Below are 25,103 nucleotides of genomic sequence, written 5' to 3' on the forward strand. Positions count from 1 at the left end.
GACCCGGGGCCCGGGCCGGGGTGGGCCCTGGCGGCCCCGGGGTCACATGCGGGAGACGTTGCGCTCGTAGACCAGGCGCAGGCCGATCAGGGTCAGCCAGGGCTCGTGCTCGTCGATCTCCTTCGAGTCGGCGAGGACCATCGGCGCCAGGCCTCCGGTCGCGATCACGGTCACGTCCGACGGGTCGCCCGCGGGGCCGACGAGCTCCCGCTTCATGCGGGCGACGACGCCGTCGACCTGGCCCGCGTACCCGTAGACGATGCCGGACTGCATCGCCTCGACCGTGTTCTTGCCGATGACGCTCCGCGGCCGGGCCAGCTCGATCTTGCGGAGCATGGCGCCCTTGACCCCGAGCGCCTCGACCGAGATCTCGATGCCCGGCGCGATCGCCCCGCCCGCGTACTCGCCGCGCGCGGTGATCGCGTCGTACGTCGTCGCCGTGCCGAAGTCGACGACGATCGCCGGGCCGCCGTAGAGCTCGACGGCGGCGACCGCGTTGATCACGCGGTCCGCGCCGACCTCCTTGGGGTTGTCCGTGAGGACCGGGACGCCCGTCTTGACGCCGGGCTCCACCAGGACCGCCGGAACGTCCCCGTAGTACCGCCGGGTGACCTCGCGCAGCTCGTGCAGCACCGAGGGGACCGTCGCGCAGATGGCGATCCCCTCGATGCCGTCGCTCAGCTCGACGCCGAGCAGCGGGTGCATGCCCATGAGGCCCTGGAGCAGGACCGCCATCTCGTCGGCGGTGCGGCTCGGATCGGTGGAGATCCGCCAGTGCTCGACGATCTCGTCACCGTCGAAGAGACCGAGGACCGTGTGCGTGTTGCCGACGTCGATGGTGAGCAGCATCAGGCCCGCACCTCGCGCAGGTCGAGGCCGATGTCGAGGATCGGGGAGGAGTGGGTGAGGCCGCCGACCGCCAGGTAGTCCACGCCGGTCGCGGCGTACGCGCCCGCGTTGTCCAGGGTGAGCCGGCCCGAGGACTCCAGGACGGCGCGGCCCGCGACGAGGGCGACGGCCTCCTCGGTCTCCGCCGGGGTGAAGTTGTCGAGCAGGATCAGGTCGGCGCCCGCGTCCAGGACCTCGCGGACCTGGTGCATCGTGTCGACCTCGACCTCGATGGGCAGCTCGGGGAACAGCTCGCGGACGGCCTTGAAGGCCTCGGCGACGCCGCCGGCCGCCACCACGTGGTTGTCCTTCACCAGGGCCGCGTCGGAGAGCGACATGCGGTGGTTGACGCCGCCGCCGCAGCGGACCGCGTACTTCTCCAGGGCGCGCAGCCCCGGCGTCGTCTTGCGGGTGTCGCGGACCTTGGCCTTCGTGCCCTCCAGGGCGTCCGCCCACGCGCGCGTGGCGGTGGCGATGCCGGAGAGGCGGCACAGGATGTTGAGCGCGCTGCGCTCGCCGGTGAGCAGGTCGCGGGTACGGGCGGTGGCGCTGAGGAGCACCTGACCGGCCTCGACGCGCTCGCCGTCCTCGACGTGCCGCTCGACCTCGAACTCGTCGTCGCAGACGATCGACAGCACGGCCTCGGCCACGCGCAGACCGGCCACGACACCGGCCTCGCGGGCGGTGAAGTCGGCGGTGGCGACGGCGTCCTCGGGGACGGTCGCCACGGTCGTCACGTCGACGCCGCCGTCGAGGTCCTCGGCGATCGCGAGGTGGGCGATGTCCTCGACCTGCACGGGGTCGAGGCCGGCGTCCGCGAGGAGCTCGGCGAGCGCGGGGTCGAGCCCGCACTCGAACTCCTCGCCGCCGCCACCGCAGCCGCAGCCGTCGCCGCAGCCACCGGCCTCCTCGTCGGACGAGACCGAGTTGATCTGGATGAGAGGGACGTCCACGGGCTTCGGACGGGCTTCCTCGGGCGTGGTCACTTACGGCTCCCTGGGGGCTTCGGAGGTGGGGGGGAAGTCATGCGTGCCGGTCGTCCGGACGTCGAGGGTCCGCTCCGGGGTGAGGCGTACGACGAGGTGCCGGCGCCATTCCGTGTCCTCGCGGTCCGGGTGGTCCTCACGCCAGTGGCAGCCGCGGGTCTCCTCGCGGCGGCGGGCGGCGGCGACCAGGACCCGGGAGACGCAGAGCAGGTTCGTGGTCTCCCAGGAGTCCACGCCCGGCTCGCCCGCCTTGGTGTCGTCGGTGCCGCCGGCGACGGCATCGCTGTGCAGTGCGTCGAGGGCCTCCGCGGCCTCCCGCAGGCTGGCCTCGGAGCGCAGCACGCCGGCGCCGGCCGTCATGATCCGCTGGATACGGGTCCGGGCGCCGGCCACGGGCAGCGGCAGGGTCACCGGGGTCGCGGGCGGCACCGGGGCGCCCGCCGCGCGGGGGGCGGCGGCGATGACGTCGTCGGCGATCCGCTCGGCGAAGACGAGCCCTTCGAGGAGCGAGTTCGAGGCGAGCCGGTTGGCGCCGTGGACACCCGTGCAGGCCACCTCGCCGCAGGCGTACAGGCCCGGGACGGTCGTCCGGCCCCGCAGGTCGGTGCGGACGCCGCCGGAGGCGTAGTGGGCGGCCGGGGCGACCGGGATCGGCTCCGTGACGGGGTCGATGCCGTGCGAGCGGCAGGCCGCGAGGATCGTGGGGAAGCGCTCCTCCCACATCTCGGCGCCGAAGTGGCGGGCGTCGAGGTACATGTTCTCGGTGCCGTGCTCCTGCATGCGGCGGGTGATCGCCTTGGCGACGATGTCCCGGGGCGCCAGCTCGGCCAGCTCGTGCTGCCCGACCATGAAACGGACCCCGTCGGCGTCGACCAGGTGGGCGCCCTCGCCCCGTACCGCCTCGGAGACCAGCGGCTGCTGGCCCTCGGAACCGGCGCCGAGGAAGAGCACCGTGGGGTGGAACTGGACGAACTCCAGGTCGGAGACCTCGGCCCCGGCGCGGAGCGCGAGCGCGACGCCGTCGCCGGTGGAGACCGCCGGGTTGGTGGTGGCGGAGAAGACCTGGCCCATGCCGCCGGTGGCGAGGACCACCGCGGGCGCGTGGACGGCGCCGACGCCGTCGTGCTGGCCCTCGCCCATCACGTGCAGGGTCACGCCCGCCGTACGGCCCTCGGCGTCCGTCAGCAGGTCCAGGACGAGGGCGTGCTCGATGGTGCGCACGCCCCGGTCCCGTATCGCCTCGACGAGCGCGCGGGAGATCTCGGCGCCGGTCGCGTCCCCGCCCGCGTGCGCGATGCGACGGCGGTGGTGGCCGCCCTCGCGGGTCAGCGCGATCTCGCCGTCGGCGGTCTTGTCGAAGTCGGCGCCGGTCGCGATCAGCCGGCGGACGGCGTCGGGGCCCTCGGTGACGAGGACGCGGACGGCCCGCTCGTCGCAGAGCCCGGCGCCGGCGACCAGGGTGTCGTCGAGGTGCTGCTCGGGGGTGTCGCCCTCGCCGAGGGCGGCGGCGATGCCGCCCTGGGCCCAGCGGGTGGAGCCGTCGTCGAGGCGGGCCTTGGTGACGACGACCGTACGGAGCCCGGCGGCGGTGCAGCGCAGGGCGGCGGTGAGGCCGGCGACTCCGGAGCCGACCACGACGACGTCGGCGTCGATGTCCCAGCCGGGGGCGGGGGCGTGCAGCCGTATTCCGGTCACTGGGTGGCTCCGAACGTGGTGGACATGGTGGCTCCGAGAAGGAGGGGGGTGTTGTCGATCAGCCGGGTGGCGCCCACGCGCGCGGCGACGGCGAGGATCGCCTCCCCGTCGTGGTCGTCGGCGACCTCGGTGAAGTCGGCCGGGTCGACGAGGGCCAGGTAGTCGAGGACGAGCGGCGGCTCGGCCCTCGACGCGTCGTCGAGCACCGTCCGGGCCGCGGCCCGGACGGCACCGGCGCCGCAGCCCTCGGCGGCCTGCGCGACGGCGTGGGCGTCGGCGGCGGCCCGTGCCTCGCCGAGCCTGGAGAGGGCCTCGGCCCGGTCCTGGGTGCCGGGCAGGGCCGCGGCACGCGCGCGCAGCGCCTCCTGGGCGGCGAGCCGGTCACGCGCGGCGAACAGCGCGCCCGACAGCGCGAGGGCCGTCCGGCGCTCGTCGGCCGACAGGTAGCGGTTGCGGCTGGAGAGGGCGAGGCCGTCCGGCTCGCGGACCGTCGGCACGCCGACGATCTCGACCGGGAAGTTCAGGTCGCGGGCCATCCGGCGGATCAGGGCCAGCTGCTGGGCGTCCTTCTGGCCGAAGAAGGCCAGGTCGGGCGCGGTGAGGTGGAGCAGCTTGGCGACGACGGTGAGCATCCCGTCGAAATGGCCGGGCCGGGAGGCGCCTTCGAGGAGCTCGCCCATGGGGCCGGCGGTGATCCGGACCTGGGGCTCCCCGCCCGGGTAGACCTCGTCGACGGAGGGCGCGAAGACGGCGCTCGCGCCCGCCCCGAAGGCCACCTCCAGGTCGGCTTCGAGGGTGCGGGGGTAGCGGTCGAGGTCCTCGCCCGCGCCGAACTGGAGCGGGTTGACGAAGACGGTGACGACGACGAAGCCCTGGTCGCCGACGCGCTCGCGCGCGGCCCTGACCAGGGAGGCGTGGCCTTCGTGGAGGGCGCCCATGGTCATGACGACGGCGTTGCGCCCGGGGGTCCCGAAGCGGGCCGCGGCGTCGCTGAGGTCCTCGGCCGTGCGCAGGAGTCCGGCCGGCTGGTGGCGGACGGGCCGGGCGCTCGCGGCGCGGTCACGGGCGGACAGGCTCATCGGTCGTCTCCTTGCGGCCCGTCGGCGGCTCCGGTGGTGCCGGTCGCGCCCGCCGAGGGGTCGGCGAGCACGCCCAGCAGGTCCTCGGCCAGCTCGGGCTTGAGCAGGCCGTGCGCGAGCGCGCGGTCGGCGGTCGTGCGGGCCATCGCCAGGTAGCCGGAGACCGTGCCGGGAGCGTGCTTGCGCAGCTCGGCGACGTGGGCGGCGACCGTGCCGGCGTCCCCGCGCGCGACGGGGCCGGTGAGGGCCGCGTCGCCGGACCGCAGCGCGTTGTCCAGGGCGGCGCCGAGGAGCGGGCCCAGCATCCGGTCGGGGGCGGCGACCCCGGCCTTGTGGAGCAGCTCCATCGACTGGGCCACCAGGGTGACCAGGTGGTTCGCGCCGAGCGCCAGGGCCGCGTGGTAGAGCGGGCGGGCGTCCTCGGCGATCCACTCGGGCTCGCCGCCCATCTCGATCACCAGGGCCTCGGCCGCCAGCCTCAGCTCCTCCGGCGCGGTGACCCCGAAGGAGCAGCCGGCCAGGCGCTGGACGTCGACGGGGGTGCCGGTGAAGGTCATCGCGGGGTGCAGGGCGAGCGGCAGGGCGCCCGCCCGCCGGACGGGGTCGAGGACCCGGGCCCCGTACCGCCCGGAGGTGTGCACGATCAGCTGACCCGGCCGTACGGCTCCGGTGTCGGCGAGGCCCTCGACCAGACCGGGCAGCGCGTCGTCCGGCACGGTGAGGAGGACCAGGTCGGCGAGGGCGAGGACGCGCGCGGGCTCCACGACGGGGACGTCGGGCAGGAACTCCGCGGCGCGGCGCCGGGAGGCGTCGGAGACCGCGGAGACGGCGACGGGGCGGTGTCCGGCGAGCCGGAGGGCGGCGGCGAGGGCGGGGCCCACGCGGCCGGCGCCGACGACTCCGACGGTGAGCCGGGCGGGTCGGTCCTCGGCTCGGGGCTCTGGCGCTGCTGGTGCGTTCACGGTGGGGACGGCCTTCCGTTCCAGTCCTCGGCGGGTACCGGACGATTTCTGGTCATGCTACGCCAGCGTTTCGCGCTGCTCCGTGGCTGTCCACAGGGTGTGGGCGGTGGTGTGATGATCGGTCCATGAATCCTGTGGAACCTGTGGACCCTGTGGACGAGGAAGCGGCCCGGCTCCACCGGGCGAAGGTCTGGGGCGGCGCCGAGCGCACCCTGTGGCGCACCCAGGTGGACGGCACGGTGGGCGCGCGGCTGCGTGAACTCGCCGACTGGACCGAGTCCTCCGGCCACGGCGAGGGGCCGCTCGACATCTACGGGGACGGGCTCGTCGAGGAGCTGGAGCGGCGCGTCGCCGAGGAGCTCGGCCTCCCCGCCGCGGTGTTCTTCCCCACCGGCACGATGGCGCAGCAGGTGGCCCTGCGCTGCTGGGCCGGGCGGACCGGCAGCCCCGTCGTCGCCCTCCACCCGCTTGCCCACCCCGAGGTCCACGAGAGTGGCGCGTTCGGCGCCGTCTCCGGGCTCCGTACCGTCCACCCGACCGACGCGCCCCGGCTGCCGACGGCCGAGGAGGTACGGGACCACCCGGAGCCGTTCGGGACGCTGATGCTGGAGCTTCCGCTGCGGGACGCCGGCTTCGTGCTGCCCTCCTGGGAGGAGCTGACCGCGGTGGTGGAGGCGGCCCGCGAGCGGGACGCCGTGGTCCACTTCGACGGGGCGCGGCTCTGGGAGTGCACGACGCATTTCGGCCGGACGCTCGCGGAGATCGCGGGGCTCGCCGACAGCGTCTACCTCTCGTTCTACAAGTCGCTCGGCGGGCATTCCGGCGCCGTGCTCGCCGGGCCTGAGGACGTCATGGCCGAGGCGAGGGTGTGGCGGCACCGCTACGGGGGCCAGGTCTTCCAGCAGTACCCGGCAGCCCTGTCCGCGCTCCGGGGGCTGGCCGGGGAGCTGCCGCGGCTGCCCTCGTACGTGGCCCACGCGCGCGTGGTGGCCGCCGCGGTGCGGGAGGCGCTCACGGAGGCGGGCACCGGGTGGTTCCGGGTCCACCCCGAGACCCCGCACACCCACCAGTTCCAGGTCTGGCTGCCGTACGACGCCGAGAGGCTGACGGCGGCGTCCCTCGCCCAGACCGAGGCCACCGGCACGCTCCTCTTCCGCCGCTGGTCCGCTCCGGGCGCGGGCGGCCCGCCCGGGGTCGCCGTGACGGAGCTGACGGTGGCGGGACCGGGTCTGGAGTGGACGGCGGAGGACGTGAAGGCGGCGGTACGGGAGTTCCTGACCCGGCTGGACTGAGGGCCGGGTCCCGGGTCCGTGCGGGTGCACGGGGTTGAGGGGGCGCGGGGCCCGGGGTCCGGGGCGTGCGGGCTTCAGGGTGCGCGGGCGTGCGGGCTCACGGCGTGCGCGGGCGCAGGCGGCGGCGCAGGGCGGACCGCAGACCGCCCCGCGCCGGGCGTCCCGCCAGGACCCGCTCGAAGCGGCGCCGGTCGCGGACCGACCGCAGGACGGCGACGTCGTGGGTGCCGGGCGCCGGCGGCATCGGCTCCCCGAGCCGGGCGGCGCGGTACGTGTCGAAGAGGTACTGATGCAGCGCGTTCATATCCTCACCGTGGGCCCGGCCCCGGGCACCTGGCGCGCCGTTTGACGGCTCCCGTCAAACGGCGGTCCCGGGCCCGCCGTCACGTCGATTGACGGCCCTCGTCAAACGTCGCGACACCTCCCCCGCCCCACCCCGCACCATGGTGGGGTGAGTGTGACCATCGACATCACCGGACTGCCGCGCGAGCGGATCGTGTTCTGCCCCTCGCCGCTGGCGGAGCTGGGCGCCGCCCTGCACGCCCTCGCCGAGCCCGCCCACCACGCCAGACTCCACGCCTGGACCGCCACGACGGCCGCCGCGCTCAAGCCCGAGCTCGCGGACCGGCTGCACGAGGCCGACTTCATGTGGCGGTCCACCCGCTCCGACTTCCTGCTGCCCGCCCAGCCCCGCGCGACCCTCGCCGAGGAGCTGGACGACCTCGACCGCATGGACGACGAGAAGTTCGTGGGCTCGGCCCTGGAGATCTCCTGCGCCAGCCGCTACTCGTACGGCGCCCGCTCGCCGCTCGTCGACGAGCGGATGCGGCGGCGCGCGCTCGAACTGGCCACCGCGCGCGGACCGCGCCAGTCCGCGTTCGTGGAGCGGATGCTCGCCGACCCGCCCGGTACGCGCGCGTGGATCCGGCGGCTCATGGAGGACTGCGACGAGGCCTTCTTCGCCGACACCTGGCGCCGCGTCCGGGTCCAGCTCTCCGCCGACGCCCGCCACAAGACGGAGCTGATGCGCCGCAAGGGCCTGGCCGAGGCCGTCGCCGACGCGTCCTCCGCGATGGTCCTGGAGGAGGACGAGGCGGGCTCCCGGATCGTCGTCGACAAGCTGGTCCAGGGCCGCACCCACGCCGAGGGCACGGGCGTGACGTTCCTGCCGACCGCCTTCGGCTGGCCGCACCTCTTCGCGCTGCACGCCCCCGGCTGGCAGCCGGTGATCCAGTACCCGGTGCCCGCCCGCGACCTCGGCGGCGGCGCCCCCGTCGACACGGTCAAGCTGCGCATGGAGGCGGTCGCCCACCCGATGCGGATGCGGCTGAGCCGCAGTCTCGCCCGGGGGGCGTACTCGACGAGCGAGCTGGCCGACACGTACGGCATCAGCGCCCCCGAGGTCTCCCGGCACCTCGCGGTCATGAAGAAGGCCGGTCTGATCACCACCCAGCGGCGCGGCCGCTACGTGCTGCACCAGCTGGACGTCGCGGTCGTCGCCCGCCTGGGCAGCGACTTCCTGGAGAGCGTGCTCCGCTAGGGAGCGGCCCGGCCTGACTTCAGCGGCCCTGCCGGACCTCGGCGGCTCCGCCCGTCTGCAGCGGCTCTGGCCGTCCTCAGCGACTCCGCCCGTCCGCGGCGGCTCCGCCGGGCCTCAGTCGAAGCGGAGGTGGGAGAGGCCCACCCGGATCCGCCGCAGCCGGTGCCGCAGCGGCCCGTCCGTGTTCGGCTCGGGCCGCAGGCCGGCCAGTTCCGCGACCCGGTCGGCCGCCGCCGGGACCGTCAGCCGGTCCGTACGGAGGTGGTGGGCGAACTCGGGGGCCGCCAGGCGGTCCAGGCACTCGTCCAGCTTGGCCACGGCGAAGCTCTCCCGCTTCAGCCCCCGCCCGAGGCCCCGCTCCGCCAGCCGCCGCAGGACCGTCTCCCGCTCGGCGAGCAGCGCGACGTGGCAGACCCGGTCCGCACCGTGGTCCGCGCGCAGCCGGCCGACGATCTCGGCGAAGTACCCCGGGTCGGTGAGCGTCATCGGCACGATCACGGGCCCGTGCCCGTGCTCCCGCAGGGCCAGGTCGAGGACCTCGTGCACACCCCGCCGCCAGGCCCGCAGGTCCTGGAAGTCACCTCTGAGCGCGGGCGGCAGCGTCCGGTGCAGCCCGAAGCCGATGTGCTCGGGGTCGCACACCACGCTGCCCGGCAGCCGGCGCCGGAGCTCGTACGCGGTCTGCGTCTTGCCCCCGCCGAAGGGACCGTTGATCCACAGCAGCATCGAGGCGCCCTCCCCCGCTCAGTTCGCCGCGCCGCCGCCCGCCCGGACCAGGCCCGTCTCGTACGCGAGGACGACGACCTGGACCCGGTCGCGCAGGCCCAGCTTGGTCAGGATGCGGCCCACGTGGGTCTTCACCGTCGCCTCGGAGAGGACGAGCCGGGCGGCGATCTCGCCGTTCGACAGTCCCTGCGCGACCAGCATCATCACCTCGCGCTCCCGGTCGGTGAGCCGCCCCAGCTCCTTGTGCTCGGGCTCCTTGCCCGACGACGGCAGCATCGGCGAGAAGCGGTCGAGGAGCCGCCGGGTGGTCGAGGGCGCCACCACCGCGTCACCGCTGTGCACCGAGCGGATCGCACCGAGCAGCTCCGCCGGCGGCACGTCCTTCAGCATGAAGCCGCTCGCCCCCGCCTTCAGCCCCGAGAAGGCGTACTCGTCGAGGTCGAACGTGGTCAGGATCAGCACCTTCGGCGCGTCCGGCTGGGAGCAGATCCGCCGGGTCGTCTCCACCCCGTCGAGCTTGGGCATGCGCACGTCCATCAGCACGACGTCGACCGCCGTCGAGCGCAGCACCTCCAGCGCCTCGACCCCGTCGCCGGCCTCCGCCACGACCTCCATGTCGGGCTGGGCGGCCAGCACCATGCGGAAGCCGGTGCGCAGCAGCACCTGGTCGTCGACAAGCATCACGCGGATGGACATCAGATTCCTTCGGGGTCGTCAGTGAGCGGGCTTGAGAGGGAGCAGGGCGCTGATCCGGAAGCCTCCACCGGGACGCGGGCCCGCGTCCAGCGTGCCGCCGACCATGCCGACCCGCTCCCGCATGCCGATCAGACCGTGGCCCCGGCCGTCGGCGCCCCCGTCCTCGTACATCTCCTGCGGCGCTCCCCGCCCGTCGTCCTCGACGAGCAGTCCGAGGCCGTCGTCGAAGTACACCAGCCGGACGCTGGCACCGACGTCAGGACCGCCGTGCTTGCGCGAGTTGGTGAGCGCCTCCTGCACGATCCGGTACGCGGTGAGCTCGACGCCGCTGGGCAGCGGGCGCGGGCTCCCCTCGATCGCGAAGTCCACGGTCAGACCGGCCCCCCGCACCTGCTCGACCAGGTCCTCGATCTGCTTCACGTCGGGCTGCGGCACGTACTCCCCGGCCTCCTGGTGCTCACCGGTCCGCAGGATGCCGAGCAGCCTGCGCATCTCGGCGAGCGCCTGCCGGCCGGTCGTGGAGATGGTGTCCAGGGCCTGCTTGGCGGTCTCCGGGGAGGAGTCCATGACGTACGCGGCGCCGTCGGCCTGCACCACCATCACCGACACGTTGTGCGCGACGACGTCGTGCAGCTCGCGGGCGATCCGGGCCCGCTCGGCGGCGACCGCGACCTTGGCCTGGGCCTCGCGCTCCTGCTCCAGGCGGGAGGCCCGCTCCTCCAGCTGCGCGAAGTAGGCGCGGCGGGTGCGGAGCGAGTCGCCGAGCACCCAGGCGAGCGCGAACGGCACGGTCATGATGATCGTGAAGAAGATCTGGGCCGCGCCCGACTGCGGGCCTTCCACCGGCCATCTCAGCTGCGAGAGCGTCGCGGCGGAGAGTCCGCCGGCCAGTGCGAGCCGCGACGCCCAGCGGGGTCCGTCGTGCACGGCGACCGTGTAGATGATCACGAGCATGGCGAAGTCGGCCACGAACGGTGTGATGCCGAAGGCGAGCTGCGCCAGGCCGAGGCCGACCGAGAGGACCAGCATCTTCTCCGGGGCGCGCCGCCGCAGGGCCACGACCAGGGCGAAGAGCAGACCGACGAGGGCGTACCCGACGGGGTGGCCCTCCACCGAGCCGGTGCCCGCCGACACCACCCACAGCATGGAGAACCCCAGGAGGACGACCGCCCAGAAGGTGTCGACGCCCGTCGGGTGTCTGCGGATGAAGTCGTAGAGGCGCTGCACGTCACCCAGAGTAGGGAAGGGAGATAGGTGAGGGATCAACCGTGGGGTCGATCCTTGGCGAGGAGCCCGTACTCCCCGAGGTGGAGACTGGGGCGCGTGACGGATGAGACGTGTCAGTGGCAGGGGTGGCGGCAGGCCACGGAACGGGCGCTGTACGGCCCCGGGGGCTTCTATCTGCGGCCCGAGGGACCGGCGGGGCACTTCCGCACCTCGGTGCACGCCTCCCCGCTCTTCGCCGCCGCCGTGGCACGGCTGCTCGCCGAGGTCGCGGAGGAGCTGGGGACGTCCGAGATCGACTTCGTCGACGTGGGCGCGGGGCGGGGGGAACTGCTCACGGGCGTACTCACGGCGATCGGGGGCGGCGCCGGGGCCCCCGGCGGGCACCCGGGCGGCGGGACGGGGAGGCACTCGGGCGGTGGCGCGGGCGGTCGGACGGGCGGTGGCACGGGCGGCGTCCCGGGCGGCCTGACGGTACGGGCGTACGCCGTCGAGCGCGCGGCCCGGCCCGCCGGGCTCGATCCCCGGATCGAGTGGACCGACCGGCTGCCCCGGGGCGTGCGGGGGCTGGTCTTCGCGAACGAGTGGCTCGACAACGTGCCCGTGGACGTCGCCGAGGCGGACGCCGGGGGCACGGCCCGGTACGTGGAGGTCCGCGCGGACGGCACGGAGCGGCTCGGCGAGGCCGTCTCCGGCGCGGACGCGGAGTGGCTGGCCCGCTGGTGGCCGCTGCGGGAGCCGGGCGCGCGGGCCGAGATCGGCCGGCCGCGCGACGAGGCCTGGGCGTCGGCGGTGGCCTCGCTGTCGGCGGGCCGCGCGGTGGCCGTGGACTACGGGCACGTACGCGGGGCCCGACCGCCCTTCGGCTCGCTGACCGGCTTCCGGGCGGGCCGCGAGGTCCCGCCGGTGCCGGACGGCAGCTGCGACCTGACGGCGCACGTGGCGCTGGACGCGTGCGCCGCGGCGACCGGCGACGCCGACGGTGGTGCTGGTGGTGCCGGGGGCGCCGCTGGTGCCGCTGGTGCCGCTGGTGCCGGGGGCGCCGCTGGTGCCGCTGGTGCCGGTGGTGCCGCTGGTGCCGACCTGACCGGCAGCAGCGGCAGCAGCAACGGTGAGGACGGACCGCGTCGGGTCGAGCTGGTCACGCAGCGGGAGGCGCTCGGGCGGCTCGGGGTGTCCGGCGGGCGCCCGCCGCTCTCGCTCGCCTCGACCGATCCCGTCGCGTACGTCCGTGCCCTCTCCTCCGCCGGGGAGGCCGCCGAGCTCACCGCCCGCGGCGGTCTCGGCGACTTCCTCTGGCTGACCCGGCGGGTCCCGGGCGGGGCGACGAGGCCTCCGGGGCAGGGGGGATACTGACCGCATGACGGAGACGACGGTCGGCATCGGCGGCGCGGCGGAGAGCACCGACATGGTGCTGAACATCGGGCCGCAGCACCCCTCGACCCACGGTGTGCTCCGGCTCCGGCTCGTGCTCGACGGCGAGGTCGTGCGGCAGGCCGAGCCGGTGATCGGCTACATGCACCGCGGTGCCGAGAAGCTCTTCGAGGCGCGGGACTACCGGCAGATCATCATGCTGGCCAACCGCCACGACTGGCTCTCCGCCTTCTCGAACGAGCTCGGCGTGGTCATGGCCGTCGAGCGGATGCTGGGCATGGAGGTCCCGGAGCGCGCGGTGTGGACCCGTACGCTCCTCGCCGAGCTGAACCGGGTCCTCAACCATCTGATGTTTCTCGGCTCGTACCCCCTCGAACTGGGCGGTATCACCCCGGTCTTCCACGCCTTCCGGGAGCGGGAGGAGCTCCAGGCCGTGATGGAGGAGGTCTCCGGCGGCCGGATGCACTACATGTTCAACCGGGTCGGGGGCCTCAAGGAGGACCTGCCCGCCGGCTGGCTGGGCCGGGCCCGCCAGGCGGTCGCCGACGTCCGCTCGCGGATGGACGTGTACGACCGGCTCGTCCTCGGCAACGAGATCTTCCGCGGCCGTACGCGGGGGGTCGGCGTGCTGTCCCCGGCGGCGGTGCACGCGTACGGCGTGTCGGGGCCCATCGCCCGCGCCTCGGGCGTCGACTTCGACCTGCGTCGCGACGAGCCGTACCTGGCCTACGGGGAGCTCCAGGACACCCTGCGGGTCGCGGTGCGCGAGGAGGGCGACTGCCTGGCCCGGTTCGAGTGCCTGCTGGAGCAGACGCACAACTCCCTGGACCTCGCGGACGCCTGCCTGGACCGGATGGCGGAGCTGCCGCCGGGGCCGATCAACCAGCGGCTGCCGAAGGTGCTCAAGGCGCCGGAGGGCCACACGTACGCGTGGACCGAGAACCCGCTCGGTGTGAACGGCTACTACCTGGTGTCGAAGGGCGAGAAGACCCCGTACCGGCTGAAGCTGCGCTCGGCGTCGTTCAACAACATCCAGGCGCTGGTGGAACTGCTGCCGGGGACGCTGGTCGCGGACATGGTGGCGATCCTGGGCTCGCTGTTCTTCGTCGTCGGCGACATCGACAAGTAGCGGGGAGCCGGCCCGGACTCCTGCCCCGGGGTCAGCGCTCCCGGCGCATCACGACGTACTCCCGCTCCTCCTTGCCGGGACGGCGCCGGTCGGCCACCGCCCAGCCCCAGCGGGCGTACCGGTCCGTCAGTTCCGGTACGTCGAGGGTCATGAGGAGGGCGGGACCGGGCTTCGCGGCGGCGAGCAGGGCGTCGTGGAGACCGCGGCCGATGCCGCGTCCCTGGTGACCGGGGGCGACGACGAGTTCGGCGAGTTCGAAGGCGGTCTCGGCGCCGGTCAGGACGGTGTCGGTCCAGCCGGCCGCGAATCCGAGCAGGGCGCCGTCGGCGTCGAGCGCGACCACCGCGGTGAAGTCGTCCCTCCGCGCGGCCGAGTCGAGCAGCCGGTCCACGGTGCGCACGGCGCCGAGCGGCGGCTCGTGCCAGGGAGCGCCGCAGAAGGCCTGGGCGCTCAGGGCGAGCAGTTCGTCGCGGTGCCCGGCGGCCTCGCCGGCCGGGAGCCCGGCGAGGCGGTACGTCACGAGTTGACCGCTCCGCGCAGTTCGGCCACGTCGAGCTGCTCGGTCTCGTCGTGCGCCGTCAGGTCGATGACCTGGCCCACCGCCTGCCCCTGCGCCGTCGTCCGCCCGGGCACGAGCGGGCTCCCCTGCGTCCCCGTGGGGCCGACCGGCGTGAGCAGCGGGGCGCCGAGCGCCGCCTGCGTCGCCAGGGCCTCTTCGAGGACTTCCTCGCCCACGACGTCGGCGAGGTCCGTGTGCTGCACCGCCTCGATCGCGGCCGCCGCCTTCTGCGTACCGAAGAAGTCGAAGCCGCCCTCGGGCCGCGGGACGGGCCTGCGGGCCGCGTACGGGACGATCGCGGACGCCGTCGGCACCGCCGGGACCTTCGTGGCCGCGGACGGGAGGGCGAGGGCGGAGGCGGCCGGTCGGCTGTGCTCGGTTCCGGCGGCCGCCGCGTGCTTCCCCTGCGGCTCCTCCGTCTCACGGGCCCGCTCGGCGAGGTCGCGCGCGCGGGCGGCCTCGGTGGTGCGGCGGGCCTGCTGGGCCGCGGCGTTGCGCGGGAGGTCGCGCAGCGCCTGGGCGGCGCGGCGGTAGGCCTCGGGCGTGGGCGCGGAGCCCCCGGCGGGCAGCGCTTTGACGTCGCCGGCCGCACCGGAGGCCGGGCCGGTCGCCGACTCCAGCGCCAGGACGCGGGCGCCCTCCAGGGCGCTGGCGCGCTCGGTCTCGGCCGTGGCGTACCGGCGGAGCAGGTCGGCGTGCTCGCCGCGGAGCCCGGCCAGCTCCACCCGCTTGGCGCGGAGCTTGGTGTCGAGCCGGGAGCGGAGCGCGCGGGCCTCTTCGAGGTCGGCCTCGAGCTCGGCGACCCGCTCCTCGGACTTCCACTGGTCGGCGGTGCGGGCCCGGTCGAGCTCGGCGACCCGCAGTCCGGCGCTCCGGTCCCAACTGCGCATGAGGACGGCACCGGTGACGGCGGCGGCCGCCGCGGCGGCCGCGAGCAGCCGTACGGCGATCAGGTCACCGGGCAGCCAGGCGGCCGCGGCGCACACGACCGCGGCGCCGGCGACCGCGGAGGGCGGCAGCAGCTTGTGCAGAGGCGGGGAATGGCGGTGGCGTCCACGTGGCATGGCCTGAAATTTACCGTGCGTAGGCGCCGTGTGGGGCGTCGGCCCGGCAATCTCTTGGCCACTTCTCGCCACCAGAAGTGGATATCCACCGTTCCGGTTCCGTTTCGGGCCGACGACCCCCGCCCGATGCCTACTTGTTGAGCAGCCCCTTCGTCTCCAGATACTCCTTGGCCACGTCCTCCGGCTTCGCCCGCTCGGCATCGACCTTGCGGTTGAGTTCGGCGAGATCCGCTGTGGTCAGCACCTTGGTGATCTTGTCCAGGGCGGCGGCTATCTCGGGAGAACCGGCATCCTTGGCGTTGACCACGGGCAGCACGTTGTCGGCGTTCTGCAGCTTCTTGTCGTCGTCCAGGAAGACCAGGCCGTAACTGTCGACCGTGGCGTCCGTGGTGGTCGTCAGGACCAGCTGGTCCACCCCGTCCTTCACCGCCTGCTTGGCCTGCGGGGTGCCGACGCCCTTGGGGTCGATCCCGGTCACGTCGATCCCGTACGTCTTCTTCAGACCGGGCGCGCAGAACGGCCGCACCGCGCATTCGTCACCGGCGGCGATCTTCACCTTCAGCTTCGAAGCACCGAGATCGGAAAGCGTCTTCAGCTTGTTCTTCTCGGCGAATTCCTTCGTCACCGCGAACGCGTTCTGATCGACCGCCTCACCGACCGCGAGCACCTTCAGACCGCGCGGTTCGGCGAGCTTCCGCAGCGCCTCGACCGTGGCCGCCGCGTCACCCGAGGCGACCGGCTTGTCCTCGGGCGCCTTCGGCCCGTTCACCTTCGCGTTGAGGAATTCCGCGATGGTCGCCGCGTATTCGGGGACGACGTCGATCTCGCCGTTCTCCAGCGAGGGCTCGTACAGCTCGCGATTCTTCACCGTGGTGATGGATACGGAGTATCCGGCGTCCCGCAGCGACTGGGCGTACAGCTCGGCGAGCACCTTGGCCTCGGTGAAGGCCGCCGCGCCGACGACCAGCGAGCCCTTCTCCGCGCCGCCGGACTTCCCGGCGTCCCCGGAGCCTCCCGAGCCCTTCTTCTTGCCCTCCTCCAGGCTGTCGCCGCCGCACGCGGCCAGCGCGACGGTCAGTGCCGCCGTCCCCAGCAGCGCGCCCGCGATACGCGAGACCCTGTTCACGAGATCACCCATCCCCACTCAGCTCTTGCCCAGTTGATCGAATCGTTGGTCGAGCCGTCGCCCGAAGCGTGGAAAGAGGAGCCGGTCCACGCCCACCAGGACGCCCTCCACCAGGAGGGCGAGGAGGGCCACGAGGACCGCGCCCGCGACGACCTGCGCCGTGTCGTACGTGGCGAAGCCGGCCGTGATGATCCGGCCCAGGCCGCCCTGGCCGACCATCGCCGCGACCGTCGCCGTGGCCACCACCTGCACCGCCGCCGAGCGCACCCCGGTCATCACCACCGGCCTGGCCAGCGGCAGTTCGACCTGCCGGAACAGCTGCGCGCCGGTCATCCCCATGCCCCGCGCGGCCCGTACCGCGGCCGGATCCACCTCCCGCACCCCCACGTACGCGTTGGTGAGGAGCGGGGGTATCGCGAACAGCACGAGGGCCACGACGGTCGGCACGTATCCGGCGTTCCGCAGGGGGGACACCATGAACAGGGCGAGGACCGCGAAGACCGGGATCGCCCGCCCCACGTTCGACACGTTCACCGCGAGGGCGCCGCCCCTGCCGAGGTGGCCCAGCCAGAGGCCCAGCGGCAGCGCGAGCGCCGCGGCGATCAGCAGCGCCGCCCCGCTCACGTACACGTGCTCGGCGAGCCGCTGTCCGACGCCCTCCTCGCCCGTCCAGTGCGCGCCGGTGGTGAGCCAGCCCCAGGCATCCGTCACTACGCCCATCTCACCCACCTCCCGGCGCGGTCCGTATCCGGGTCCACGGCGTCAGGAGCCGCTGGAGTCCCAGGAGCAACAGGTCGGCGGCGACGGCGAGCAGCACGCACAGCACCGAGGCGGCGAGCATCTGCGCCTTGAAGAAGGTGGGCAGCGCGTCCTCGATGAGATTGCCGAGGCCGCCGCGGCCGACCACCGAACCGACCGTCGTCAGCGCGATGGTGGAGACCGTCGCCATCCGTATCCCCGCCATCAGCACCGGCAGCGCCAGCGGAAGTTCGACCTGCCACAGCAGGCGCAGCGAGCCGTACCCCATGCCCCGGGCGGCCTCCCGGGTCTCGGCGGGCACGGCGGCGAGACCCGCCAGCGTGTTCCGCACGAGGATCGTCAGCGCGTACAGCACGAGGCCGGTGACCACGAGCGCCGACGAGAGCCCGAACAGGGGCAGCAGCAGGGAGAACATGGCGAGCGACGGCACCGTGTAGAGCAGGGTGGTCAGTCCGAGGACGGGGCCCGCGAAGCGGGGCCTGGCCCGGACGAGCAGCGCGAGGGGCACGGCGACGGCGAGCGCGATCAGCACCGACACGACCGTGATTCCCACATGCTGGAGCGTGGCGTCGGTCAACTCCTGGGAGCGGGTGCGCAGGTACTCACCGCAGATCCAGTCGTTCGTGACCAGACAGTTCGGTGCGCTCATCCGTCCCTCCCCCCGGGTCGCCGATCTTCCGAACGCATGTCTGACGACCCTAACCCCCGGCACCGACAAACCCCGAGACCCGCCACAATGCGGCAACACGCCCTTCACACACCCCCGGCGTCCAGGGGCCAGAATGGGGAACCATGATCCGGTTCGAGCACGTGACCAAGCGGTATCCGGACGGCACCACCGCCGTCGACGACCTCTCGTTCGAGGTGGCGGAGGGCGAACTCGTCACCCTGGTCGGGCCGTCCGGCTGCGGCAAGACGACCACGATGATGATGGTGAACCGGCTCGTCGAGCCGACCTCGGGCCGCGTCCTCGTCGACGGCGAGGACATCGCCGGCGTCGACCCCGTCGCCCTGCGCCGCAAGATCGGCTACGTCATCCAGCAGGTCGGGCTCTTCCCCCACCGCACGGTCCTCGACAACACCGCGACCGTCCCCGCCCTCCTCGGCTGGAAGAAGGCGGCGGCACGCGCGCGTGCCGCCGAACTCCTCGACCTCGTCGGCCTCGACCCGGCCGTCTACGGCTCCCGCTACCCCGCGCAGCTCTCCGGTGGCCAGCGCCAGCGCGTCGGCGTGGCCCGCGCCCTCGCCGCCGACCCGCCGGTCCTCCTCATGGACGAGCCGTTCGGCGCGGTCGACCCGGTGGTCCGCGAGCGCCTGCAGAACGAGTTCCTCGCCCTGCAGGCCACCGTCCGCAAGACCGTCCTCCTCGTCACCCACGACATCGAGGAGGCCGTCCGCATGGGCGACCGCATGGCGGTCTACGGGCAGGGCCGCATCGAGCAGTTCGACGCGCCCGCGACCGTCCTGGGCGCCCCCGCCACCCCGTACGTGGCGGACTTCGTCGGCAACGACCGCGGCCTGAAGCGGCTCGCGGTCACGCCCGTCACGGAGGCCGACCTCGACCCCGTACCGGCGGCAGGCCCCGACGCGGCAGGTCCCGCGGCGACCGGTCCGACGGCGACCGGTTCCACAACGACCGGTCCCGCGGCGACGGACAAGGCCGGCAGCCGCGACGGCGCCCCCGACCCCGTCCCGCTCGGGACCTCGCTCAAGGACGCCCTCGCCGTGCTCCTCCAGCACGACACGGGCCGGCTCACCGTCACCGGCGAGGACGGCCGGCCGCTCGGCGTCCTCACCCCGGAGGGCGTCCACCGCGCCCTGCGCCGGGCGTCGGCCTCCGCCCCGACCCCGGCTCCCTGAGCCCGGCCCGGGCTCAGGTGGCGCTGAGCTTGCCGCTCATCCAGACCAGACCCGGCGGGATCTCGCGGTTCCACGTGTTGAAGTTGTGGCCGCCGCTCTCCAGCGTGATCGACGAGACCTTCGCCGGGCTCTTCACCTTCTTGATGAAGTCGAGCGTGCCCCGGCGGTTGCCCTCGCCCTGCTTCGACGTCGTCACCAGGAACGACGACCGGCCCTGCGGCCGGTGGTCCAGGCTCCACAGCAGGTCGCCCCGCTTGCGCAGGCTGTCGTCCCCGTGGAAGAGGTCACCGGTCGTCACGTCCTCCGCCGCCCGGTAGTACGCGGAGAACCCCGCCCCGGCGGCGAACCGGTCGGGGTGGTGCAGGGCGATCTTCAGCGCGCAGTACCCGCCGGTGGAGTTCCCCATGAAGCCCCAGTTCCGGGGCTTCGTGCCCACCCGGTACGTCTCCGAGACCGCCTTCGGCAGGTCCTCCGCGAAGAAGGTCTCCGTCTGCGGGCCGCCCGGGATGTCCACGCACTCGGTGTCCCGCGGCGGCGCCACCGTCGGACGGAGCATCACCAGGATCATCGGCTGCATCCGGCCCTCCTTCGCCTGGAGGTAGGCCGTCTTCGGGTACTTCAGCCCTTTGATCAGGTTCTCCGCCGTGCCCGGGTACCCCGTCAGGACCACCGAGGCCGGGAAGGTGCGCTGGGCGTACTTCGGCTGGAAGTACTCCGGCGGGAGGTACACGTAGGCCGGCGAGACGATCCCGGACCGCTCCCCCGCCACCACGACCTTCTGTATCTGGCCCGCCGTCGCCGGACGGCCGCCGCCCGGCACGTCGAGCCCCTGCCTGCCCACCACCCTGAGGTCCTTCGAACCGGCCCCGTGGTCGACGACCACCCCCATGTCCTGCTCCTGCCCGAACAGGTCGGCCCACGAGCCGTAGAAGAGGAAGGAACGGTTCGCCGCCAGGCCCACCGCGGCGAACAGCGCCAGCTGCGTCACCAGCAGCAGCCCGATCCGCCCCACCACCGCCCGCCAGCCGCGCCGCGCCAGCCGGGGCCAGAACCAGACCGTGACGAGGAACAGCGCCACGGCGAGGACGACCGCCACCACGAGGACTTTGTTGCTGGTGAGACCCATGGGACGACCGAGCCTTCTTTCTGAGAATTTCCTGTGCACCGATGAACCCGACTCCGCACGGCTCCGTCCTAGAAGGCGCACCAACCGGAACGGCCCGCCGAACGCGCCGCAGGGCCCGACCGGAGTCAAGGACCCTTCGCAGGACCACGGGAAGCACGGGAAGCCATGTCTGTGACAGTAGATGGGGACAAATCAGGATTGGTTCCGGTTCGAGTACGCCGGATTCTCCGCGGCCCCCGCCCCGAGAAGGTCCCCGCGCTCGTCGGCACCGCCTGCACCCTGATCGGCCTCATCGACATCGCCGCAGGCGTCTTCCCCCGCTTCCGCGCCAGCCGGATGCACGCCGTGGCCGAAGTCCTCCCCGGCACCCTCGGCCCCCTCTCCGCCGCCCTCTCCCTCAGCGCCGGCGTCCTCCTGCTGCTCCTCGCCCACGGCCTCAAGCGCCACAAGCGCCGCGCCTGGCGCGCCGCCGTCGTCCTCCTCCCCCTCGGCGCCGCCGCCCAGTTCGTCTGGCGCCACTCCGTCCTCGGCGCCCTCCTCTCCCTCGTACTCCTCACCCTCCTCCTGCGCCACCGCGGCGAGTTCGCCGCCCTGCCCGACCCGCGCAGCCGCTGGCGCGCACTCGCCAACTTCGTCGTCATGGGCGCCGGCTCCATCGCCCTCGGCCTCGTCATCGTCAGCGCCCACCCGCGCCGCGTCATCGGCAGCCCCAGCCTCGCCGACCGCCTCGAACACGTCCTGTACGGACTCTTCGGCGTCGAAGGCCCCGTCGGCTACAGCAACGGCGTCGACTGGACCGTCGGCTACTCCCTCGGCGCCCTCGGCATGCTCACCGCCCTCACCACCATCTACCTCGCCTTCCGCCCCGAGCACCCCGCGGCCCGCCTCACCGACGAGGACGAGATCCGCCTGCGCGCCCTCCTCGACCAGCACGGCGGCCGCGACTCCCTCGGCCACTTCGCGCTCCGCAGCGACAAGGGCGTCGTCTTCTCCCCCAGCGGCAAGGCCGCCGTCTGCTACCGCGTCGTCTCCGGCGTCATGCTCGCCAGCGGCGACCCCATCGGCGACGTCGAAGCCTGGCCCGGCGCCATCGAACGCTTCATGGACGAGGCCAAGGCCCACTCCTGGACCCCCGCCGTCATGGGCTGCTCCGAGACCGGCGGCCAGGTCTGGACCCGCGAGACCGGCCTCGACGCCCTCGAACTCGGCGACGAGGCGGTCGTCGACGTCGCGGATTTCTCCCTCTCCGGACGGGCCATGCGCAACGTCCGCCAGATGGTCAAGCGCATCGAACGCAACGGCTACACCACCCGCGTCCGCCGCGTCCGTGACCTCGACGACGCCGAACTCGAACAGGTCCGCCGCGCCGCCGCCGACTGGCGCGGCACCGACACCGAACGCGGCTTCTCCATGGCCCTCGGCCGCATCGGCGCCCCCGGCGACGGCGACGCCGTCATAGCGACCGCCCACAAGACCGACACCGACGACACCCCCGACTCCGCCTACGGCGACCTCAAGGCGATCATCCACTTCGTCCCCTGGGGCCCGGACGGCATGTCCCTCGAACTCATGCGCCGCGACCGCTCCGCCGACCCCGGCATGAACGAGCTCCTCATCGTCGCCGCCCTCCAGGCCTCCACCGGCCTCGGCATCGCGCGCGTGTCCCTCAACTTCGCCATGTTCCGCTCGGCCCTCGCCCGCGGCGAGAAGATCGGCGCGGGCCCCGTCCTCCGCGTCTGGCGCGGACTCCTCGTCTTCCTCTCCCGCTGGTTCCAGATCGAGTCGCTGTACAAGTTCAACGCCAAGTTCCGGCCCCGCTGGGAACCCCGCTTCGTCGTCTACCGCAAGAGCCGCGACCTCCCCCGCATCGGCTTCGCCGCCATGCAGGCCGAAGGCTTCGTGAACCTCGCACTGCCCCGCCCCTTCACCCGCAGGCGCCCCGCCCCGGCCCCCCGCCCCTGCGCCCACATCGTCGCCACCCCCGCCGAGCGCGAGGTCCGAGCGGCCTGACCGCACCCCTGGGCCCTACGCTGGACACATGAGTACGACGATCGACCGGGGCACCGCCCGAGGCCTGCCGGAGTGGGACCGCTGCGCGGTCATGGGCGTGGTCAACGTGACCCCCGACTCCTTCTCCGACGGCGGCCGCTGGTTCGACACCACGGCCGCCGTCAAACACGGCCTCGACCTCGTCGCCGAAGGCGCCGACCTCGTCGACGTCGGCGGCGAGTCCACCCGCCCCGGCGCCAGCCGCGTCGACGAGGAGGAAGAACTCCGCCGCGTCGTCCCCGTCGTCCGCGGCCTCGCCGCCGAAGGCGTCACCGTCTCCGTCGACACCATGCGCGCCCGCGTCGCCGCCCGCGCCGTCGAAGCCGGCGCCCTCCTCGTCAACGACGTCAGCGGCGGCCTCGCCGACCCCGGCATGGTCCCCGCCGTCGCCGCCGCCGAGGTCCCCTTCGTCGTCATGCACTGGCGCGGATTCAGCCAGGACATGAACAGCCTCGCCGTGTACGACGACGTCGTCACCGAGGTCGTCGGCGAACTCCGCACCCGCCTCGAAGCCGTCATCGACGGCGGCGTCGACCCCGAGCGCATCGTCGTCGACCCCGGCCTCGGCTTCGCCAAGCTCGCCCCCCACGACCTGGCCCTCGTCGCCCACCTCCCCGAACTCCGCGCCCTCGGCCGCCCCCTCCTCGTCGCCGCCTCCCGCAAGCGGTTCCTCGGCCACGTCCTCGCCCGCGAGGGCGCCGCACCCCCGCCCGCGCGCGAACGCGACGCCGCCACCGCCGCCGTCTCCGCCCTCGCCGCCCACGCGGGCGCGTGGGCCGTCCGCGTCCACGAGGTCCGGGCCACCGCCGACGCCGTCCGCGTCGCCCGCGCCGTCGAGGGAGCCGCGTGAGCCGCAGCGCCGACGAGGCGGCCGTCGAAGCCGCCAACACCGCCTTCTACGAGGCGATGGAGACCGGCGACTTCGAAGGCGTCTCCGCCCTCTGGCTCGACGACGGAGCCACCCCCATCACCTGCGTCCACCCCGGCTGGCCCGTCCTCACCGGCCGCGGCGAGGTACTCCGCTCGTACGCCCTGATCATGGCGAACACCGAGTACATCCAGTTCTTCCTCACCGACCTCAAGATCTCCCTCGCCGACGGCACCGCCGTCGTCACCTGCACCGAGAACATCCTCAGCGGCGGCCCCGCCGAGGACGGCGCCGAACTCGGCCCCCTCGTCGGACAGCTCGTCGTCGCCACCAATGTGTTCCGCCACACACCCGACGGCTGGCGCATCTGGTCCCACCACGCCTCCCCCGTCCTCACGGACACCGAGGAAACACCGGACGAGGAGCCCGGCGGCGACACCCCGTGACCACCCCGCCACCCGCCCCGGGGACCCGCCCACGGCCCCCGCAGGCAAGCCCTGTCGGTCCCCGCAGGTAGATTCGATGCTGGACACCCGGCCGTCCGCACCCGGCTGCGTGGCCACCGAACTACGACAGCAGGAGTGATTCGCGTGGATCGTGTCGCGCTGCGCGGCCTCAAGGCCCGGGGCCACCACGGCGTCTTCCCCAAGGAGCGCGAGGAGGGCCAGACCTTCATCGTGGACCTGGTCCTCGGCCTGGACACCCGCCCGGCGGCCGCCGACGACGACCTGGCGAAGACCGTGCACTACGGGATCGTCGCCGAAGAGGTCGTCGACGTCGTCCAGGGCGAGCCCGTCGACCTCATCGAAACGCTCGCCGAGCGCATCGCCCAGCAATGCCTCAGCCACACCGGGGTACAAGAGGTGGAGGTCGTCGTCCACAAACCGGACGCGCCCATCACCGTGCCGTTCGACGACGTGACCATCACGATCACCCGGAGCCGACGATGAAGCCGATGCAGAGCGATCCCACCGTCCAGCCCGTACCGGCCTCCGTCGTCGCCACCGTCGACGCCGCCGACTCGACGCTGTCCAACCCCCGCTGGGCCGTCGTGGCCCTCGGCGCCAACCTCGGCAACCGCCTGGAGACCCTCCAGGGGGCCGTCGACGCCCTCGCGGACACCCCCGGCCTCCGGGTCAAAGCCGTCTCCCCCGTGTACGAGACGGAGCCCTGGGGCGTCGAGCCCGACAGCCAGCCCTCGTACTTCAACGCCGTCGCGCTCGTGAAGACGACCCTGCCGCCCTCCTCCCTCCTGGAGCGCGCCCACGCCGTCGAGGAGGCCTTCCACCGCGTCCGCGAGGAGCACTGGGGCGCCCGCACCATCGACGTCGACATCGTCGCCTATGCCGACGTGGTCTCCGACGACCCCGTCCTCACCCTGCCGCACCCCCGCGCCCACCAGCGCGCCTTCGTCCTCGCCCCCTGGCACGACGTGGACCCCGAGGCACAGCTGCCCGGCCGCGGCACCATCGCCGCCCTCCTCGCCTCACTCGGCGACGAAGGCATCGCCCGCCGCGCCGACCTGGAACTCCGTCTGCCCGAGTAGTCGTTACGCTTCGTGGCAGACCGCACAGCGGAGCACGACCGACGACCAGGAGAAGGACACCCGGTGAAACAACTGCGGCTGAAGGTGCTCGCCGGACTGTTCCTCGTGGCCGGCATCCTCTCCTGGGGCGCCGCACGGCTCTGGGAAGCGGTCGGCACCCTGCCCAGCGTGCCGATCGCGGCGCCCATCGTCCTCACCGTGATCGCGGCCGTCCTCACCGCGACCGCCCTCTCCCTGCGCGCCCGCCTCAAGGCCCAGCGCGAGCGGCGCCCCGGCGCCAAGGGCGTCGAACCCCTGATGGCGGCCCGCGCGGTGGTCTTCGGCCAGGCGAGCGCCCTGGTGGCCGCCCTCGTCGCCGGCATGTACGGCGGCACGGGCGTCTTCCTCCTCGGCTCCCTCGACGTCCCGGCCCGCCGCGACCAGGCCCTCTACGCGGCCTTCTCGGTAGCGGCGGGCATCGCCGTCATCGCGGCCGCCCTCTTCCTGGAGCGCGTCTGCCGCCTCCCGGAGGACGACGACGAGAACGGCCCGGGCAAGGCCCGGGTCTAGCTCCCC

26 protein-coding genes are annotated in these 25,103 nt (G+C 73.7%); 11 read left to right on the forward strand and 15 right to left on the reverse strand.

What is annotated here, in order from left to right; genetic code table 11:
* Positions 1 to 42: 42 nt before the first annotated feature.
* The 5 genes from AMK27_RS16445 to AMK27_RS16465 are packed head-to-tail and all read right to left on the reverse strand — an operon-like array spanning position 43 to position 5,610.
* Positions 43 to 849, reverse strand: coding sequence for a type III pantothenate kinase (locus tag AMK27_RS16445; protein WP_073907843.1), 807 nt, complete (start codon positions 847 to 849; stop codon positions 43 to 45).
* The gene (gene nadC, locus AMK27_RS16450) at positions 849 to 1,874 is read right to left on the reverse strand and encodes a carboxylating nicotinate-nucleotide diphosphorylase (protein ID WP_073907846.1); all 1,026 of its coding nucleotides are present in this window, start codon (positions 1,872 to 1,874) and stop codon (positions 849 to 851) included. Before nadC ends, AMK27_RS16445 begins: the two co-directional genes overlap by 1 nt.
* A complete protein-coding gene (locus AMK27_RS16455) occupies positions 1,875 to 3,569 on the reverse strand; it encodes an L-aspartate oxidase (protein WP_073907849.1) in 1,695 nt (564 codons plus the stop codon). It lies immediately after the preceding gene.
* Positions 3,566 to 4,648 carry a pantoate--beta-alanine ligase gene (gene panC / locus AMK27_RS16460; RefSeq protein ID WP_198955886.1) on the reverse strand — a complete coding sequence of 361 codons (1,083 nt, stop codon included), beginning with the start codon at positions 4,646 to 4,648 and terminating at the stop codon, positions 3,566 to 3,568. The genes AMK27_RS16455 and panC overlap by 4 nt, the downstream gene beginning before the upstream one ends.
* Positions 4,645 to 5,610 (reverse strand): Rossmann-like and DUF2520 domain-containing protein, encoded by a 966-nt coding sequence (locus AMK27_RS16465; RefSeq protein ID WP_073907852.1) that lies wholly within the window; start codon positions 5,608 to 5,610, stop codon positions 4,645 to 4,647. Before AMK27_RS16465 ends, panC begins: the two co-directional genes overlap by 4 nt.
* A gap of 125 nt (positions 5,611 to 5,735) precedes the next feature.
* Between AMK27_RS16465 and AMK27_RS16470 the strand changes: the two genes are divergently transcribed.
* The gene (locus tag AMK27_RS16470) at positions 5,736 to 6,902 is read left to right on the forward strand and encodes a threonine aldolase family protein (protein WP_073907855.1); all 1,167 of its coding nucleotides are present in this window, start codon (positions 5,736 to 5,738) and stop codon (positions 6,900 to 6,902) included.
* 97 nt (positions 6,903 to 6,999) lie between these two features.
* Here AMK27_RS16470 and AMK27_RS16475 read toward each other — a convergent pair whose 3' ends face one another.
* On the reverse strand, positions 7,000 to 7,206 hold the full coding sequence (locus AMK27_RS16475) for a hypothetical protein (protein WP_073907858.1): 207 nt from the start codon (positions 7,204 to 7,206) through the stop codon (positions 7,000 to 7,002).
* A gap of 147 nt (positions 7,207 to 7,353) precedes the next feature.
* On the opposite strand from AMK27_RS16475, the gene AMK27_RS16480 reads away from it, so the two are divergent.
* Positions 7,354 to 8,442, forward strand: coding sequence for a DUF5937 family protein (locus AMK27_RS16480; RefSeq protein ID WP_073907861.1), 1,089 nt, complete (start codon positions 7,354 to 7,356; stop codon positions 8,440 to 8,442).
* Between the two features lie 114 nt (positions 8,443 to 8,556).
* On the opposite strand, the gene AMK27_RS16485 is transcribed toward AMK27_RS16480, so the two are convergent.
* Genes AMK27_RS16485 through AMK27_RS16495 form a run of 3 tightly spaced genes read right to left on the reverse strand, consistent with a single transcriptional unit; the run spans position 8,557 to position 11,091 of the window.
* Positions 8,557 to 9,168 (reverse strand): AAA family ATPase, encoded by a 612-nt coding sequence (locus AMK27_RS16485; RefSeq protein WP_073907864.1) that lies wholly within the window; start codon positions 9,166 to 9,168, stop codon positions 8,557 to 8,559.
* Positions 9,169 to 9,186: 18 nt separating this feature from the next.
* Complete coding sequence (locus AMK27_RS16490) at positions 9,187 to 9,864, reverse strand: response regulator transcription factor (protein ID WP_073907867.1); 678 nt, start codon at positions 9,862 to 9,864, stop codon at positions 9,187 to 9,189.
* 18 nt (positions 9,865 to 9,882) lie between these two features.
* Positions 9,883 to 11,091, reverse strand: a complete 1,209-nt coding sequence (locus AMK27_RS16495; protein ID WP_073907870.1) for a sensor histidine kinase — start codon at positions 11,089 to 11,091, stop codon at positions 9,883 to 9,885.
* A 96-nt stretch (positions 11,092 to 11,187) separates the two neighbouring features.
* On the opposite strand from AMK27_RS16495, the gene AMK27_RS41230 reads away from it, so the two are divergent.
* Positions 11,188 to 12,444 carry an SAM-dependent methyltransferase gene (locus AMK27_RS41230; protein WP_107425595.1) on the forward strand — a complete coding sequence of 419 codons (1,257 nt, stop codon included), beginning with the start codon at positions 11,188 to 11,190 and terminating at the stop codon, positions 12,442 to 12,444.
* Positions 12,445 to 12,448: 4 nt separating this feature from the next.
* Positions 12,449 to 13,591: an NADH-quinone oxidoreductase subunit D gene (locus tag AMK27_RS16510; protein ID WP_073907874.1), complete on the forward strand. Its 1,143-nt coding sequence runs from the start codon at positions 12,449 to 12,451 to the stop codon at positions 13,589 to 13,591.
* Between the two features lie 31 nt (positions 13,592 to 13,622).
* Here AMK27_RS16510 and AMK27_RS16515 read toward each other — a convergent pair whose 3' ends face one another.
* From AMK27_RS16515 to AMK27_RS16535, 5 genes are all read right to left on the reverse strand, one after another.
* Entirely contained in the window at positions 13,623 to 14,111 is a 489-nt protein-coding gene (locus tag AMK27_RS16515; RefSeq protein WP_073907877.1) for a GNAT family N-acetyltransferase, read from the reverse strand.
* Positions 14,108 to 15,214 carry a hypothetical protein gene (locus AMK27_RS16520; protein ID WP_073907880.1) on the reverse strand — a complete coding sequence of 369 codons (1,107 nt, stop codon included), beginning with the start codon at positions 15,212 to 15,214 and terminating at the stop codon, positions 14,108 to 14,110. The genes AMK27_RS16515 and AMK27_RS16520 overlap by 4 nt, the downstream gene beginning before the upstream one ends.
* Before the next feature lie 130 nt (positions 15,215 to 15,344).
* Positions 15,345 to 16,352, reverse strand: coding sequence for an ABC transporter substrate-binding protein (locus AMK27_RS16525; RefSeq protein WP_073907883.1), 1,008 nt, complete (start codon positions 16,350 to 16,352; stop codon positions 15,345 to 15,347).
* 6 nt (positions 16,353 to 16,358) lie between these two features.
* Positions 16,359 to 17,060, reverse strand: coding sequence for an ABC transporter permease (locus AMK27_RS16530; protein ID WP_073907886.1), 702 nt, complete (start codon positions 17,058 to 17,060; stop codon positions 16,359 to 16,361).
* Between the two features lies 1 nt (position 17,061).
* Positions 17,062 to 17,748 carry an ABC transporter permease gene (locus tag AMK27_RS16535; RefSeq protein ID WP_073907889.1) on the reverse strand — a complete coding sequence of 229 codons (687 nt, stop codon included), beginning with the start codon at positions 17,746 to 17,748 and terminating at the stop codon, positions 17,062 to 17,064.
* Between the two features lie 143 nt (positions 17,749 to 17,891).
* Here AMK27_RS16535 and AMK27_RS16540 point away from each other — a divergent pair, with 143 nt between their 5' ends.
* The gene (locus AMK27_RS16540; RefSeq protein ID WP_073907892.1) at positions 17,892 to 18,959 is read left to right on the forward strand and encodes an ABC transporter ATP-binding protein; all 1,068 of its coding nucleotides are present in this window, start codon (positions 17,892 to 17,894) and stop codon (positions 18,957 to 18,959) included.
* Positions 18,960 to 18,972: 13 nt separating this feature from the next.
* On the opposite strand, the gene AMK27_RS16545 is transcribed toward AMK27_RS16540, so the two are convergent.
* Positions 18,973 to 20,085 (reverse strand): alpha/beta hydrolase, encoded by a 1,113-nt coding sequence (locus tag AMK27_RS16545; RefSeq protein ID WP_073907895.1) that lies wholly within the window; start codon positions 20,083 to 20,085, stop codon positions 18,973 to 18,975.
* Positions 20,086 to 20,250: 165 nt separating this feature from the next.
* Between AMK27_RS16545 and AMK27_RS16550 the strand changes: the two genes are divergently transcribed.
* The 6 genes from AMK27_RS16550 to AMK27_RS16575 all read left to right on the forward strand — a co-directional run bounded on the left by AMK27_RS16550 (position 20,251) and on the right by AMK27_RS16575 (position 25,097).
* Positions 20,251 to 22,095 carry a phosphatidylglycerol lysyltransferase domain-containing protein gene (locus AMK27_RS16550; protein WP_198955887.1) on the forward strand — a complete coding sequence of 615 codons (1,845 nt, stop codon included), beginning with the start codon at positions 20,251 to 20,253 and terminating at the stop codon, positions 22,093 to 22,095.
* Positions 22,096 to 22,123: 28 nt separating this feature from the next.
* A complete protein-coding gene (gene folP, locus AMK27_RS16555; RefSeq protein ID WP_073907902.1) occupies positions 22,124 to 22,984 on the forward strand; it encodes a dihydropteroate synthase in 861 nt (286 codons plus the stop codon).
* Entirely contained in the window at positions 22,981 to 23,448 is a 468-nt protein-coding gene (locus AMK27_RS16560; RefSeq protein ID WP_073907905.1) for a nuclear transport factor 2 family protein, read from the forward strand. The genes folP and AMK27_RS16560 overlap by 4 nt, the downstream gene beginning before the upstream one ends.
* A 144-nt stretch (positions 23,449 to 23,592) precedes the next feature.
* Positions 23,593 to 23,952, forward strand: a complete 360-nt coding sequence (folB, locus tag AMK27_RS16565; RefSeq protein ID WP_073907907.1) for a dihydroneopterin aldolase — start codon at positions 23,593 to 23,595, stop codon at positions 23,950 to 23,952.
* Positions 23,949 to 24,548 (forward strand): 2-amino-4-hydroxy-6-hydroxymethyldihydropteridine diphosphokinase, encoded by a 600-nt coding sequence (folK, locus tag AMK27_RS16570; protein WP_073907910.1) that lies wholly within the window; start codon positions 23,949 to 23,951, stop codon positions 24,546 to 24,548. The genes folB and folK overlap by 4 nt, the downstream gene beginning before the upstream one ends.
* Before the next feature lie 63 nt (positions 24,549 to 24,611).
* The gene (locus AMK27_RS16575; RefSeq protein ID WP_073907913.1) at positions 24,612 to 25,097 is read left to right on the forward strand and encodes a DUF3180 domain-containing protein; all 486 of its coding nucleotides are present in this window, start codon (positions 24,612 to 24,614) and stop codon (positions 25,095 to 25,097) included.
* Positions 25,098 to 25,103 lie beyond the last annotated feature (6 nt).

This window comes from Streptomyces sp. CB02009 (genome assembly GCF_001905825.1).
Lineage (GTDB): Bacteria > Actinomycetota > Actinomycetes > Streptomycetales > Streptomycetaceae > Streptomyces.

Excerpts from the sequence above, each read along its gene's own strand:
- AMK27_RS16470 (WP_073907855.1), top strand. The coding sequence starts at position 5,736 with ATGAATCCTGTGGAACCTGTGGACCCTGTGGACGAGGAAGCGGCCCGG.
- AMK27_RS16550 (WP_198955887.1), top strand. The coding sequence starts at position 20,251 with ATGTCTGTGACAGTAGATGGGGACAAATCAGGATTGGTTCCGGTTCGA.
- AMK27_RS16445 (WP_073907843.1), bottom strand. The coding sequence starts at position 849 with ATGCTGCTCACCATCGACGTCGGCAACACGCACACGGTCCTCGGTCTC.
- AMK27_RS16535 (WP_073907889.1), bottom strand. The coding sequence starts at position 17,748 with ATGAGCGCACCGAACTGTCTGGTCACGAACGACTGGATCTGCGGTGAG.
- AMK27_RS16485 (WP_073907864.1), bottom strand. The coding sequence starts at position 9,168 with ATGCTGCTGTGGATCAACGGTCCCTTCGGCGGGGGCAAGACGCAGACC.
- AMK27_RS16475 (WP_073907858.1), bottom strand. The coding sequence starts at position 7,206 with ATGAACGCGCTGCATCAGTACCTCTTCGACACGTACCGCGCCGCCCGG.
- AMK27_RS16545 (WP_073907895.1), bottom strand. The coding sequence starts at position 20,085 with ATGGGTCTCACCAGCAACAAAGTCCTCGTGGTGGCGGTCGTCCTCGCC.
- AMK27_RS16530 (WP_073907886.1), bottom strand. The coding sequence starts at position 17,060 with ATGGGCGTAGTGACGGATGCCTGGGGCTGGCTCACCACCGGCGCGCAC.
- AMK27_RS16525 (WP_073907883.1), bottom strand. The coding sequence starts at position 16,352 with ATGGGTGATCTCGTGAACAGGGTCTCGCGTATCGCGGGCGCGCTGCTG.
- AMK27_RS16540 (WP_073907892.1), top strand. The coding sequence starts at position 17,892 with ATGATCCGGTTCGAGCACGTGACCAAGCGGTATCCGGACGGCACCACC.
- AMK27_RS16510 (WP_073907874.1), top strand. The coding sequence starts at position 12,449 with ATGACGGAGACGACGGTCGGCATCGGCGGCGCGGCGGAGAGCACCGAC.
- AMK27_RS16520 (WP_073907880.1), bottom strand. The coding sequence starts at position 15,214 with ATGCCACGTGGACGCCACCGCCATTCCCCGCCTCTGCACAAGCTGCTG.
- AMK27_RS16490 (WP_073907867.1), bottom strand. The coding sequence starts at position 9,864 with ATGTCCATCCGCGTGATGCTTGTCGACGACCAGGTGCTGCTGCGCACC.
- folK (WP_073907910.1), top strand. The coding sequence starts at position 23,949 with ATGAAGCCGATGCAGAGCGATCCCACCGTCCAGCCCGTACCGGCCTCC.
- folP (WP_073907902.1), top strand. The coding sequence starts at position 22,124 with ATGAGTACGACGATCGACCGGGGCACCGCCCGAGGCCTGCCGGAGTGG.
- panC (WP_198955886.1), bottom strand. The coding sequence starts at position 4,648 with ATGAGCCTGTCCGCCCGTGACCGCGCCGCGAGCGCCCGGCCCGTCCGC.